Source organism: Acidocella sp. (genome assembly GCF_050253495.1).
Classification (GTDB): Bacteria; Pseudomonadota; Alphaproteobacteria; order Acetobacterales; family Acetobacteraceae; genus Acidocella.
Genome location: NZ_JBFWIX010000014.1, coordinates 1 through 14,963 on the forward strand (window position 1 = coordinate 1; position 14,963 = coordinate 14,963).

Below are 14,963 nucleotides of genomic sequence, written 5' to 3' on the forward strand. Positions count from 1 at the left end.
AGTCCGCTCCAGACACAGAGCAACGGCTATATTCAGAAATTGAGAACACGGACAATTGGCCGGCACTTGTCTTCGTCTCTTCACCAGACAAAGCGAATAAATTAGCAACTGACCTAGTCAAACATAAAATCCGCGTCGGTGCCGGGCAATCCTTATCGCGGTGGATGGTTGATAATTACGGCGCGAAATGGGAGCTAAGCGATGCCATTCTTTCAGGCATAGGCGTACATCATGGGCGCATTCCTCGCGCCCTTGCCTCAAGATTTATTAAACTCTTCAATGACAAGAAAATTCCGGTTTTGATATGCACCTCCACCCTTATCGAAGGCGTCAACACCGCGGCAAAGTCTGTCCTTATATACGACAAAACTATCGCAAAGCGTCCATATGACTTCTTCACATTCTCTAATATTAGAGGTCGAGCAGGGCGCCTTGGGCAGCATCACGTAGGTCGTGTATTCCTGTTTCACGCGCCACCCGCTCAAGAAAATGTAGAGGTCACAGCTCCGTTGTTTGGTGACCCTGATGAGGCGCCTGACGAATTCGTAGTTCATATGGAGGAGGAGGATGCTTCTCCGAAAGTGCTCGATCGCGTGCAAGATATGGCGCAACGCATCGGGCTTGAGGCTTCTCAAATAAGACGATTTTCAGGATTAGGGATCGATACATTGCTCGGTCTACGATCCGCAACGTACAGTGCCATGAGAGCTAGGGCAGATATCGTTTGGAATGGTTGGCCATCATACGAGCAACTACAGGCTGTCTGCACGGTAATATGCAAAGTCGTCAATTCTCACGCTTTTGGTTGCGCATCCGAACGCCAGCTCGCAATGTATATAAATAAGCTACGACATGCGACAACAATGCGTGAGTTTTATCACTGGCATTCCTCCAGCTACAAAGGGCAGCCTGAACTGATCGACAATGTTTTCAAGTTTCTTCGTGCTGCGGAATACAGTCTTCCAGAATACTTCGCGGTCGTAGAGCTATTCATCAAAACATTCGCATCTCACTCATACGCAGATTATTCGCTTGTTTTAGCTGACCTACCTCGGTGGTTTCGCGCTGAACCGTTGAAGATTCTCGAAGAAAGAGGTGTGCCGATTCAGATTTCAGAACGCATTATCCGAGACGGCGACACAGTGGCCATGCTTAGTGACCGTTTACGCAGAGTTGCCAACAGCGATAGCACAACGTTCACTCCCATGGAGAAACACTGGATTAATGATGCGTTGCCCAGATAAAACCGGCTAGCCTTGACCTTTCCCTCTTACCTCTCCGGTACCCACCCAGCCGGGGCAGCCCCGGCCGGAATGATGAGTGCGCAGGGCTGGTTGGGTGCGGAGGCGGTCAGGGCCCGCAGCTGGGTCAGGGTGGGGCCATCGAGGGTGAGGCCTTCGATTTCGAAATATTCGGCGGCGCTGGCGCTAGGTAGGCGGGGGAGTTCGGTTTTGGCTTCGTCCCAAGCGGTGGTTGTTACGCCAAGCAGGTTGCTCAGGTGGCTTTCCGGCTGGCGCAAGGCGGCGGTGAAAATACCGCGCTTGCGACGGTAGTCTTCGGCATCCTGCACGATTTCGGCTTTGGCTACATCGGCACCGCTGGCCAGAGTGATGGCCCAGGATTTGGCCTGGGTGATGGCTACATACATGCGCCCGGTCTCGGTGAACAAGGCGCTCGATTGCAGTGGCGCGGGCAAGGCGCTGATGTTGTCCATCTGCTGCAACAAAAAATGCTGGCTCGCGCGAAATGTGGCGATATGCGGTGCCAGTTGCTCGTACCGGCCGTCGCGTTCGGCGTCTTCGCAACCTTTGAAAGCGGCATAGACGGCAGCGCGCTTATCGGCCCATACCGCCTGCCGCAGCCACGTAGTATCCTCTTTTATGTCTTTAACGTGCGTTAAAATCTTATCGATCTTGCTCTCGATACGCTCCAGTTTTTTCATAACCACAACAAAACCAACCACCACCACGGCAATAACCGCTGTTGCCGCCACCGCCACTGGTGCGGCCAGCGCAGCACCTGCCGGCAGGCCACCGATGGCCGGTACAGCTTCAAGCGCATTCCCGCTAGCGTCGGTGGCCGGTTTCAGCCAGGCCACAACCGTCTTACTGTCGATTTTACGGATCACACCACCGACTTGTTCATAGACCCCGCTATCCAGCCCGGCACGAATCCAGTCCGGCATTTTGAACGCAACTTGAATGATTTGCTCCACTCAGTCCTCCAGCAGGTTGCCGTACACCAGCGCCCGGTTGCGCAGACGCATGATCGCGATTTTCAGCATGATAAAGGTGGTGATGCCCCAATTGGCCGAGAGCGCGTACTCCACCATTCCCGGCATAGAAAGCCAGCTCGCCCGGCGCGCGAGGGAGGCTGATCCCTTATCCTTAAACGCAGAAAACTCAGCCTTGCTGATGGCATTGATATCGTATTTCTCCAGCACCAATCGTTCAATTTCGACAACAGGCGCGGTCCCGGCGGCATCGATACGATGCCGCCCACCGATCCAGCGCACACAGTCTTCATAACTCAAGGTCTTGCCCAGGGAATGTGAACCTTGGTTTGCAATATCTGTAACGATATCAGGAATCAGCGCATGTCCGCGCATCCTCCGCTCTCGTAGCGAGCGCGGCACATGGACGGTGGTGACGGAGAGCATTTTATTGCCATAGGTCCGCGCCATCAGCTCGGCCAGGGCGGTAACTTCATCGGCAGGACAGGCACCCAGAAAATTATAAAGTTCCGGTGATTCCAGACGCTCCAAATGTGCAAGCCCCGCCATACGTCAGCCTTCATCGCGTTACCTGAACGATGTCTGCCGCAGATCCGTTGCGCCGTCCATAGCATTACCTCAGCCGCAGCCGCACCAACCCGCTTTCGCAAGCCATTCTCTAGCCGCCTCGCGATGCACCGTTAGCCGTGCGGTTGCGGCCCAAAACGCTTTGCTCTGGTTCTCGTGCAGCAAATGCGGCACCACATAATCCCGCACACAATCCGGCGTGCATATCTAGCGCCAGCAGGAGCCGAAGCGCTGTACTACGCCAAGCTGGAAATACAGCCCATGACTGCGTAACTTAAACCAAAACGCCTCCGATAAATACGGGGCGGTTCAGTCCGCAGTCTTTGTGTTACTCAAACCCCGTCGAATCCAGCTTGAACTTTAACTGCCGCGCATTATCCCTCACCACGCCAATATCCGCTTCCTCAAACCCTTCCTCCGCGTCCGCCTCTATTTCTAGCGTCAACGTCACCTTTGCCGAACCATTGCGCTGCAATTCCAGCACCACGGAATTCAGGATCGTCTCGAACGATTTGATCGGCCGCGACGGGTCGATTTCGACTGCTCCATAGAACCGGGTCGGTTTCGCGGCAGGTTTCGGCCCCACCACTGATTCGCTCGGCCCTCCCCCTGTCACCACCCACTCCGGCTTCGCCTCTGGCGGCGCTGATACCTGGCTCTTCTGCACCAGCGCCGCCGCCGTACTCACCAGCACCGCGCTCTCGGGAAAATGTTCCGGAGCCGCTCGCCCAAATGCCAGGCCAATATAATTTCCCGTCGCTTCGTCATACTTGTCCGCGTACCCGAACCGCGCGTCAGTGTTCGCCACACCCTCCCGAATTGCGCCTTCCAATACCAGCCGGTCGCGGATTTTCGGCAGATAAGCGTATGAGGCAAACCATTTGGCCACTTCACTGACTGTCAGATGCGGCGAGCCCTCCGGCCAGAGTGGATTTAGCGCCACCCATAGGCTTTCCGGCCCTAACTTATCCTTTACGATGCTGTCGCCTTTGATCTTCTCATTCACCGCCGCTGGAATCGTGATGCGGTCCTTACTCGCCAGCGTCACCTGATCCAGGTCGAACGGCTTGCCTGCCGTCTCGCTCTTCACCGGGTAGAGAATATGGCTCCACGCTAGTCTCACGGCCCGTGCCGCGCCATCTCGCTTGCTCTTCGCTTTCTCGGCCGCGTCACGCATCTGTGCGGGGGGCAACTGGTCCTTCATCCGCTGGTCGCCCGCAATATCCGCCCACGCCAGCGCCTGCCGCACCGCATCCCGTGCCGCCGCGAGCTGTCCCTCATCTGCCGCGACAAAAATCAGCGCGTTGCGGAAACTCCGCTGCGACGATCTGCACCGAGTCAGCCCTTCAACTACAGCGTCTGTCGCCAGAGATTTCGCCGCTGCCTTCCCCGCGTGCGGGGTTCCCGGCCCCAAAATCACGAGGGACAACGCAGAGACATCATCCATCGCCGCCGGATCATCCGGCGCCGCAAATACCCAGGCAAACCCGCCTTTGCTCTTCGCGTCGGTTTTCAGTAGCTCGATAATGTCGGCATCTACCTCATGCTCGGCTAGCGCCTTCGCCTTGTCGTCCGCCAACCGATTCAGCGTCGGCTGGGTGGAGAACCAATACCGCCCACTTTCCTCGTACAGATACGTCGCCCGCTCGCTCAGCTCACGCAGCGCCTCGCCGAAAATCGCCAACTGGTCACCGGGCTCCGCGCAGGCCAGCCGCAGCCCAGGCCCTGTCACCCCTGCATTCGGTTGCCCAGCCAGAGGAGCTGTACACAAAAACACTGCCCTTGCCGCCCGTGTCGCTGCCCGTTGCTGCGAGATTCGGCGTGCCGGATTCACCTCCATCCGATCTGGCAGAGACCCAACCCCATCCACTTCCCTGTCGATGACGGCGCCAAACCCTGCATCCAACGGATTAAGCGCACTCGCCCGCACCCGCTCGTTCGCCACCGGAATACGTGCCGGCGTAATCAACGGATCAGGCACACGGGCCTGCCACAGCACGCCAATGACATTCGCCATAAACTGCAACACCCCGCGCGTGCGCTGGAATTTGTCCAGGCTCGCCCAGTCCTTTGAGAGCCTGTCGAACAGCTCTGGGTGGATGGGATAAGAAAGCCGCAGCAATTCCTGATAGCGCGGCTCTTTCGCCTCCGGCGGAAACTCTGCCTGGTTCTTGCGGTAAAGGTCGTAAAACGCCTTCACCGTCTCATCCCGCGCTTTCTCGCCATCGGCATCCAGCGGCTGAAACAACCGCCGCCGTATGATCTCATACGTCTCGTTGCCCGAGGCCGGCAGCCACGGCGAATGCACGCGCCCGAACACGCTCTCCAATCGCTTCAGCGCCGCCAGCCCCTTGTCGCCGCCTGCCTGCAAATTGCTCTCCGGCAGCGAGCCGATAATGAGAATCCCCGGCACCATCTTTGCCGCTTCTGTCAGCGACTGGATGAACGACAAAAATGCCTCAAACCTTTCATCCGGCAACTGCCGCGCATAGGCCACCAACTCATCCAGCAGAATCAGTGCTGGGCCGGAGCGCTTGAACAGCTCCACCAGCCGCGCTGAGCCCGGATTCGTCTCCTTCGCCTCGGCCTCCGCTACCAATTCCAACCCATCTGCTCCCGCCAAACGCCAGGCGATGTAGCCCCACAGCGTCTTGACCTTCGGCCCGTCCTTCAACGCTAGATGCGTATCCACCCCCGCAGCGGTTCCGACGAATGCGGCCACCTTCGCGGGCTGCCAAGCCGTCACCCCTGCTTTTGCGGCAAGCTCGGGCACACCTTTCAGCGGCCCCAACTCGCTCGCCTTTGCCAAATGATACGCCGCCAACATTGTATGTGTCTTGCCGCCACCAAAAGCGGTTTGCAGACCGATCACCGGGTCGCCGCCTTTGCCGCCCAGCCGCTCCAGCACCGTGGTCAGCACGCGCTGCAACCCTTCGGTAAGGAAGGTGATGCCGAAAAACCCATTGGCCGTGGCGTAATCGCTCGCAGCGTCCACATTGCCGGAATCCACCGCGAACAAATCCGCCGCGAATTCCGCCTGCCGGAACCGCGCCTCCATCACATCCGCGTGCGGCAGCGCCACCTCGATCCAAGGCTTCAGTTTCGTGGCCGGAGCGTCCTCCGGCTGCGCAAGGGACAAGGTTGGCCGGGCTTCCGGCACGGGCGCAGGCGTCGCGGCCACGCCGGAGGTCCGCTGCGCTTCATACAGCCGCTTCACCTCCGCCGTGATGTTTTCCGCCGCTTTCACCGCGCGCAGGAGTTCCAGAATTGCATCCAGATAGCGCAGAGCCTCCGCATCTTGCAGTGGCAGCGTCAGATGTGAGGTGCTGTTCCGCGCATCGAATGCGACTGTGACGAAACTGCGAATCCGGTGCCGCTCGTTGCGGGAAAATCCTTCCTGGAACGTCTCGTTCCAATTATCCAGGATCGTCTTCAGCAACCCGTACACATCCAGTGATGCATTGGCCGTACTGCCTGCCGCGCGGCTAGCATAATGCAGCCAGTTCGCCCCGTGTCTGGCCTTCATCTTGGCTTCGACGAATGGCCGCAAACCATCTTGCAGATGGTCGAGCCCTTCCCTTACGCGCCGCAACGTTTCCTTCGCCCCTGACATCTTTACGCCCCTAGATCGAACAGATCACGTTCCCTTGGCGCACCCTTTGGCGCCAGGGTCTCGATATTCGCAGCCTTGTCTTCCAGCTTCGGCCAAATTTCGGCGAGTTCGTTGTAAACCAGCGCCTCGGCGGACCACCCTTTTTGCGTCGCGATCTCGAATAGCCGATAGGCCAACTTGCGGGCCTCAGCGGATTTCGGCCCCATGTCGGCAACCAACCGTGCCGCATCCTCCTCTCCACCATCATCGGCGCGGAGCGTGCGGGCCACATGCTGCACGCATTCCCACACGGTCAGATGTGAGTCCTTGGCCGGGTTCCAATCCACCGGTAAGTTCTCCCGCGCGGTAAGAGCCGCTTTTCCCTTGCGGTCCTCGAACACTTCGGAATGAAACAAAGCGCGGTCTGACGTGTTCTTAGCAGTGCAGAGCATGATGAGGTCACCAGAGGGCCGCGGATCAAAACCGTAGGAGGCGTACCATACCAGTGCCACCTGGGTTTCGGCATCGAATGCCGCGTCCAGTTCGTTCTCAATTTCCTCCCAAACGCGATTGATGAGCGCCAAAGCGGTTTTCACGCTCATGGCGCTGTCGTCATCCTCCAGAATTTTGGCGTAGCGCGAGAACACGCCCATGCCTGGGCCGATAACTGATTGCTGCATATCTACTGGACCGACACCGGCTTTGCGAATATCGTCGATGGCATCGGGTAATTCACGTTTCAACAAGCGAAGAAATTCACCGCGAGTGATCGTCGGTGCGTCTATCTGTTTCTTGCGGCAAACGAGGACGATGGATGATGCGAGCGCGTTTGTGTCTATGCTAATAGTGCGTGCTCCACGCTCCGTTCTCACCGGCCAAGTACCATCGACGATCAAACCTGCATCGAAAACTGCCTGGAGAAAACTCGCCCAGCCTGCGGACGTAATTCCATCTTGCGCGACTTCAGATTGCTTAAAGGCGTAATAGATCGCGAGCGGCTCACTTTCCGTTGCCGCATTGCGAACGGCAATGAGCGCTTTACCCATACCTTTCATGAAAAGCGCTTCCGCTTCTTCTTTGCCGCCATGTCTATATGGCATCGCAACCAATTCCTCGACCTTCGGCACGGCCAGACGTCGGAACAAGTCTGGCCAGACGCCGGGCAGACAACGCCGCAGCCAGACATAAAAGAAATCGGAAAGGTCTGCGTATCCAATATTGTCGTAGTAGGGAGGATCAGTAGAGATCAAAATCGGTCGGACCGGAAATGAGTTGGCAGAAGCGTTGATATTAAAAACCCTCCCGCACGACGCGGTCGGAATATCTCCAAGAGTCCGAGAAATACCGGCAATTGAGACGGAAAAATCACCAGCAGCCTCAGCTAAAATGTTAACCTCGGCGAAATCCCACGTCATGGGCAACGCTTGCCTGGCAAAGGTGGATTTTGCCTGATCCCTGGTAGGGCTCCAAAGGACTACCGTGGACGAGTAGTCAGCCATTTTGCTCACGCCCAAACCCAAATATGTCGCCACAGCATCGGCATAAGCGATGGCGCCGGAGCCGCCTAGGTGGAGCGGCGTGGGGTCGTTGCTGAGACCAGCAGTGCGGGCAGCTTCGACCATGAGTTCGCGCGCGTCACTCACCAAATCCGAAAAAGTCGTGAGCGCAACGAGCTGCCTTTGTGTGAATAGGGATGCGGGTGTATTCAAACCAAAATTGCGGCACCAGACATCACGAGGATTTGGCGCCAGTTCAATCTCAAGACCATTAAGGTCAACTGTAGGGAGCTGGTTCGGTATCTGAGCCGCCGCGGCGGGAAGATAAATGCGTCCACCTTTGCCTTCAGCAACAACGGCGGTTACGACCTTTCCAATTCGATTGGCGGTGCCTTCGGCTGCAACATAATCTCGGCTTGTAACCTCGCCACAATGCAGACATTGAAATATACCTGACATACCGCGCTTGAGGCCCTTAGACGGATCGGTACAATGTTTTGGTACTTGGTTTGATACGTCGAAGCTCAGAGGTGCCCCCGGCTCGGAGGGCACGAGATAACGCTCGCGGCCCTTTTTTGAAGATAAAACAAAAGAGCTAAGTAAAGGCATTTCCTTTTGGCATGCAGGATTGGGACAAACAACGGTACGCGCCCAGAGCCAGGCAATCACCGTCGCCTCGGATCCATTCGGCAATTTCGCTTTCGGGTACAGATGGCCAATGCGCTTTTCTGCCATTTCGCGCATCCATTTCCCGTAATAGCGCACATCCTCTGCCAGCCCTTGTGCGCCTTTGCCGTTCCAATGTCCGCGCGCAAGCTCCTTCTGCGCGTCGGGGTTGACCGGCGGCAGTCCGGCAAATTTCGGCGGAATTTCCACCAGTGCCTTGCCGATGAGCACGGCGACGGGGTTGAGGTCCGACCCATAGGCCCGCAGCCCTAGCCGCTGCGCTTCCAACGGAATCGATCCGCCGCCGGAAAACGGGTCATAAACAGGCGGTGCCTTGGTTTGCAGGTAGTCGAGAATCGCCTTGCCGTCATCCGGCGGCGGCGGTTCCTCGTCCAGCCCCCAGGCGACGGAACGCGCAATCTCGTACCTCGCCTCGTTCAAAATATCTTCGTCGTTCGATGCCTCCCACGGCACCATCCGCGCGATTACCCGATGCAGTCGCCGCCGCTCAACATCCTGCGCCTCAACCGTGGGGAATTTTTCGGGCCAAGATGACGGGTCATCGACCAGTTGCGCGAACAGCACTGCCCGGCACGCTGCCAAGGGCCGCCGCGCCCACCACAAATGCAAGGTGGAAGGATGCCCGTGGCGGATGGATTTTTCCCGCGCCGAGGCTTTGTTAATCTCTTCCAGAGGAATAGAGATTTCGATGAGCTTTTTACGAATCTTCGTCACAATTAGAAACTACCTCAAATCGCCAGTTTGGACAGGGATGCGGCCATCGTTTCAAGTTCTTTGAGGTTGAATACCACCGCCGTCTCGGCAAAGCCCAACTCGCGGCGGAAGAAACGCTGCACATAAACAGGTTGTTGAGCAAACCCGGCGCTCACCCGCACCAGCGCCAGGTGAAACGCCTCCGGCGCGTTCAAGGAGGCGAGGATTTCGTTTTTGGTCACGATCACGTCCCGCGCATCCTCATGCCGCCCCTTCACCTCGATGAAGCGCAGGTGGCCGGTGCGGGCATCACGGCTCTCAATGTCCCAGCCCTTCTTCTCGGCCGAGACATCGCACGGATCATTCCCCAGCCGTCGCTCATGCTCCATCACCGCCTCCATCGCCAGACGTTCCACCGCCGCCCGCGCATCCGGGTCTTCCGAGAAGCCCGTTGCCTTGGCCGGTTCGGCCGCGCGCAGCATTCCACCGGGAATGATGAGCGCCGCTCCTTTCAGCACGGGAGCGAGGGCGCTTATTTGACGTTCCCGGTCAAGCTCCGCCTGGCGCTTGTGCAGCCTGTCCGCCATGCGCTGGGCTGTGGCCTCGGCATTTTGGGCGTTGATCCGCTGTTCCTTGCCGGCGCGCTCCTCCTCCCGCAGCCGGGCGGCGCGGGAGTCCCAGTAATTGATTTCACGATTCAGCCGGTCGCGCACCTCACGCTCGACCTTGGCAATCTCAGTCAGCCGCCGCGCCTTCACCGATGCCAGATGCTCCGGCACCAGAGAGGCGATCGCGTAGCCAAGGGCACGCTGTTCCACGCCGTCCGCGAGCCACGGAGCAGTCATCACGCCCGCAACCTGTTCCCGCTGCTCAGGCGTGATGGGCTTGTAGTCGAGGTACGGGGCTGAGCCACCATCCGCCGCCGAGCCGTCTTCTTTAATATGTATGAATTGCAGCTTTTGGGAGATAACCCGCGGCTCCCCCGCGCGGCCCACACGCCCATCACGGATGGCATGTTCCAGATAGACCAGCAACCGTGGCTCCTGGCTCTCGTCCGATTCGTCAACCAATACCCCACCCTGGGAGAGCAAAGGCTGGAAGCGTTCCAGCACGACGTCCACCACAGCGTCGAGCAGCGGGTGGCCGGGGGCGACCAGCTCCGCCTGCGGCTGGCCAGGGATGAGGGTCTTCTCGAAAGTGATGCGGGCATAGCGGTCCAGCACCGGGTCGCCACGGCCAATCAGCCGGTCACGCTCCTTCAGTATTCCAGGCACGCGGGTGATTTCGAAGCGGTCCTTTTCCCGTTCCGTAATGCGACCGCCGAGGGTGGTGAACGCCTCACGGAAAAACCCGCCGATGAAATGCGGTTGCAGGCGCCTTGCCTGGGCGCGCTCCATCTCCTCGCGGATGGCCGTCACCGTGCGCGGGTCCAACCCTTCGGAAGTCAGCTTCCGCTCGGCCACCAGTGTCTCGATGGTGGCGACATCCACGGCGCCATCCACCTTGCGGAACAGTTCCGCCTTTACCTCCGGCTGGTCGCCATAACGGATGGCATCGACCAGCAAGACGCGGAGTGGCTGGCCCTCGAACAATTCGCCCAGCACGTCGTAGACCTTGCCGCCCAAGGCCGCGCGGGCTTCTTCCAGCTTTTCCAGCAGGCGGCGATAAACCTCGCCCTCGCGCGTATTGGCGGCGCAGAGGTTCCACAGATGGCAAACTTCTGTCTGGCCGATGCGGTGGATGCGCCCGAACCGCTGCTCCAACCGGTTCGGGTTCCAGGGCAGGTCGTAATTGACCATGAGGTGCGCGCCGCGTTGAAGGTTTACGCCTTCCCCCGCCGCGTCGTTGGCGATCATCACGCGGACGACCGGGTCGCTGTTGAAGGCGGCAATAGCTGCGCGCCGCGCCTCCCGTGCCACGCCACCATGGATGGTGACGACGGCGTCCGGGTCGCCCGTGCGGGCTTCGATCTTCTGCTTGAGGTAGTCCAGCGTGTCCTTCGGCTCAGTAAAGATGAGGATTTTACGCCGCAGGCCCGTGGCCGGGTCGAACATGATCGGGTCGTCGAGAATCGCTTCCAGCTCGCGCCATTTCGTGTCTCGGCCGGAGAGCTTCAGCCGCAGGGCGCGTGATTCGAGGTCTTTGAGGATCACAATTTCGGCCTCAAGCTCGGCCAAGGTCTGCGCCGCCGTGGCGGAATCGACGATCTGATCCTCCGCCGCCTCACGCTCAGTACCTGGGGCTTCATCGTCATCGTCCGGGTCGATCTCAGGCAGGACAGCGCCCCTGGACAGCGCGCCGCCGCCATCGCGGACCAGGCGCTCCTCGCGCAGCCGTTCTTCCAGCCGTTTGCGGCGGCGTTCCAGCGATCGATGAATTGCGGCAGGAGAAGATGCGAGCCGGCGTTGGAGAATCTGCAACGCGAAGCCGACAGAATTGCGCCGCCCATCCTCCGCGCGGTCGGCACGGTTCATCTCATCGCGGACGTATGTGGTAACTTCCTGGTAGAGTGTGGCTTCCTCAGGCGAGAGGTCATAGCTGGCAGTGTAGGCAAAGCGTTTGGGGAACAAGGGCGAACTGTCAAAACGGTAAAGCTCCTCCTTGGTCAGGCGGCGCATCATGTCCGATACATCGGCCTTGTGCACGCCTTCGCGGAACCGGCCCTCAAAGCGGTCAGCGTCGAGCAACCCCATAAAAAGCTGGAAATCGGCCTCCTTGCCGTTGTGGGGAGTGGCCGACATGAGGAGCAGGTTGCATGCCCGTGACCCAAGCAGCTTGCCGAGCTTATGGCGCTGGGTCTCCTTGACCTCCCCGCCGAAATACGAAGCGGCCATACGGTGGGCCTCGTCGCAGATGACAAGGTCCCATTCAGGGGCAGCATCCAGCCTGGATTTCAGATCGTCTGACCGGGCTGCCATGTCGAGCCGTAAGATAAGACGGTTGCGTTCGACAAACGGGTTGCCGGTACGAGAAGCTTCGATCTGGTCGCGGGTTAGAATGTCGAAGGCAAGGCCGAATTTGTCGGCCATTTCCTCTTGCCATTGCTCGACCAGGCTGCCCGGCGCCACGATAAGGCAGCGCTCCAGGTCGCCGCGGATTAGCAACTCCTTGATGAGCAGGCCGGCCATAACGGTTTTGCCGGCGCCCGGGTCGTCAGCCAGCAGGAAACGGAGCGGTAGGCGGGGGAGCATTTCGCCGTAAACCGCCGTGATCTGGTGCGGCAGGGCCTCGATCTGGGAGGCGCTGACAGCGAGATATGGGTCGAAAAGATGGGCGAGCCTGATGCGGTACGCCTCTGAGGCAAGGCGCAGCAGCGCGCCATCGGCGTCGAAAGCGAAGCCCCGGCCGGGTTCGACCAAATCGAAGGCCGCCTCTTCTCCCCGGTAGACCAGGCGCTCACCGACCTTGCCGTCGGCCCGAAAGACGATGTTAAGCGCATCCGCTCCGAACCGACTGACCTGGACGATTTCTGCCACGCCCGCGGGGGCGAGGCCCCCGAGACGCGTTCCCGGCCTGAGATCGTCAAAATGGATCACTCAGCGATACTCCCCGTTGACGGTAGGCAGATGTGCCCCGCGCCAAAGACATTATGACCATTCCGGCTTATAGGCGACCTCCAGGATGGCTTTTGATGCGTCACCCCGCGTACGGTAACGGCCAATCGAGGTGCCTCGCTTATCGTCGAGCGTCTTGACCTCTAAAACTTCGAACTTCGGCGCAAGGGGAGAGGTCTCCTTTGGCAGGGGCTTCAGCCGAAAGAGGCGGCCATTTTTGCGGCAATGGAGGTCGGGAACACCAGCGGCTACGGTCCATGGACAGTCGGCACCCGAACGCAGCCGAGCCTCAACCCGCCGCTTATTTTGTTCAATCCGCTCACTATTCTCCTCCTCCCGCTGACGCCTTAGGCGCTCCTCAGCACCCCAGGTCCACTCCTCCAGCCATCCCAAGATGGCTATGAACTCAGTGCCTTTGGCCTTTTCCTCGGCATACGCGGTGAGTGACGCCTCTTTGATGGCCTCATCCGGCCCGCGTGAATAACTACCATATTCATTCCGAAGCGCATAAAGCCGTTGCACAACATCTGTCGTGGTCAACTTCTCTCCCGGCAATATGTTCAGAGCGTCCAAAAGGTCATCCAGAGGCACCCAAACATCCACCACACGGCCGATAATTTCTTCTCGATCCTTGTCCCACTTGGTCCAGAGCGATGTTGGCCCGTAAGCAACATCAAGAATTTTTCTGGCAATTTTCGGAATTTCTGCGTCCGACGGAAATTTCAGCGGCGGTCGGGCGCTATATTCGTATAACATCCGGATAACATCGTGCAGCCGGTCATCATCGCGCATGTAACCTCCTATGTTTACTCAGACATAGTTTAAAAGATTGCGCAGCCCGATATTTTGCCGTGATCAGCATTTTCAAAGAAAATGCCATTATATTGCTTTTTCGAACCAATGTTCCGTCAGGTTATATCTTCCATTCCAACAACCTTGATCGGCCGAGCAAATCCTCTGGCCGCAGACGCGGCCATGCCCTGGCTGCGCCAGGCTTAGGGGCCAGCCCCTCGGCGCGCTGCAAGGCGCTTCCGCCCAAAACGACAGACGAAATGTCCCGCTACGCGGTCAATTTCGTTGCGTTTTGGTTCCCCGCGAAGCGCCTTGCAGCTTGCACACCCCGGTCTCGCCGACGGGCAGAGGAGCAGCGCGCTGCCCCTCACCCCTAAAGGAGATCAAGGATATGGCCCAAACATCAAGCCGTTCCGATATTTATTCCCGGATTACGGACAAGATTGTCATGGATTTGGAACAGGGGGTTCGCCCCTGGCTGAAACCATGGAGCACCGAACATACGGCGGGCAAGATTACCCGTCCGCTGCGGCACAATGGCATTCCTTATAATGGCATCAACGTTATCATGCTGTGGTCCGCGGCCGTGGCAAAAGGCTATTCCTGCTCGCATTGGCTGACCTTCAAGCAGGCCTTGGAACTGGGCGGCAACGTCCGCCGTGGTGAAACCGGGGAGCTTGTGGTCTATGCTGACCGTATCAAGCGCACCGAGATCGACGCGCATGGCGAGGAATGCGAGCGGGAAATCCCTTTCCTCAAGGGCTATACCGTGTTCAACGCCGAGCAGTGCGAAGGCTTACCGGCACAGTACACGGCTAAGGCGGAGGGCTCGGTGCTGCCCCCTGCCCAAAGGCTGGAATCAGCAGACCGATTCTTTGCGGCGACCGGCGCAGATATTCGCCAAGGTGGCACGCGCGCCTATTATGCCGAAGGCGCCGATTTCGTGCAGATGCCGCCATTTGAAACTTTTCGCGATGCCGAGAGCTACGCCGCGACCTTGGCCCATGAGCTGACCCATTGGACGAAGCATGACAAACGCCTGGCCCGTGATATGGGCCGCATCAAATGGGGCGATGAAGGCTATGCGCGGGAAGAGCTTGTTGCGGAATTAGGCAGCGCGTTCCTGTGCGCTGATCTGGGCATCACGCCTGAAACCCGTGAGGATCATGCCGCTTATATCGCGACCTGGCTGAAAGTGCTGAAGGACGACAAGCGTTTCGTCTTCTCGGCGGCGAGCCACGCGCAACGGGCGACGGATTATCTGCACAGCTTGCAGCGCCAGGATTTCCGCGGTCCTGCGGAAGCGGAAAGGGCCGCCGCTTGAGGCGGCCCATTACCAAAATTTTCGG

8 protein-coding genes are annotated in these 14,963 nt (G+C 58.7%); 2 read left to right on the plus strand and 6 right to left on the minus strand.

Going from position 1 to position 14,963, the window contains the following annotated elements; translation table 11 throughout:
- Positions 1-1,244 (plus strand): helicase-related protein (locus AB7D48_RS11535; protein WP_427979144.1); only part of this gene is annotated, 1,244 nt, incomplete at its 5' end.
- Between the two features lie 26 nt (positions 1,245-1,270).
- Here the strand turns inward: AB7D48_RS11535 and AB7D48_RS11540 are convergent.
- The 6 genes from AB7D48_RS11540 to AB7D48_RS11565 form a co-directional block, all read right to left on the minus strand.
- Positions 1,271-2,215: a hypothetical protein gene (locus tag AB7D48_RS11540; RefSeq protein WP_427979146.1), complete on the minus strand. Its 945-nt coding sequence runs from the start codon at positions 2,213-2,215 to the stop codon at positions 1,271-1,273.
- Positions 2,216-2,764, minus strand: coding sequence for a hypothetical protein (locus tag AB7D48_RS11545; protein ID WP_427979149.1), 549 nt, complete (start codon positions 2,762-2,764; stop codon positions 2,216-2,218).
- Between the two features lie 364 nt (positions 2,765-3,128).
- The gene (locus AB7D48_RS11550) at positions 3,129-6,413 is read right to left on the minus strand and encodes a DUF499 domain-containing protein (RefSeq protein WP_427979151.1); all 3,285 of its coding nucleotides are present in this window, start codon (positions 6,411-6,413) and stop codon (positions 3,129-3,131) included.
- A 2-nt stretch (positions 6,414-6,415) separates the two neighbouring features.
- Positions 6,416-9,289, minus strand: coding sequence for a DUF1156 domain-containing protein (locus AB7D48_RS11555; protein WP_427979153.1), 2,874 nt, complete (start codon positions 9,287-9,289; stop codon positions 6,416-6,418).
- A 14-nt stretch (positions 9,290-9,303) separates the two neighbouring features.
- Positions 9,304-12,744: a protein NO VEIN domain-containing protein gene (locus AB7D48_RS11560; RefSeq protein ID WP_427979156.1), complete on the minus strand. Its 3,441-nt coding sequence runs from the start codon at positions 12,742-12,744 to the stop codon at positions 9,304-9,306.
- A 111-nt stretch (positions 12,745-12,855) separates the two neighbouring features.
- Positions 12,856-13,614 (minus strand): hypothetical protein, encoded by a 759-nt coding sequence (locus AB7D48_RS11565; protein ID WP_427979159.1) that lies wholly within the window; start codon positions 13,612-13,614, stop codon positions 12,856-12,858.
- Positions 13,615-14,005: 391 nt separating this feature from the next.
- On the opposite strand from AB7D48_RS11565, the gene AB7D48_RS11570 reads away from it, so the two are divergent.
- Positions 14,006-14,938: an ArdC family protein gene (locus AB7D48_RS11570; RefSeq protein ID WP_427979161.1), complete on the plus strand. Its 933-nt coding sequence runs from the start codon at positions 14,006-14,008 to the stop codon at positions 14,936-14,938.
- Positions 14,939-14,963: the final 25 nt, after the last annotated feature.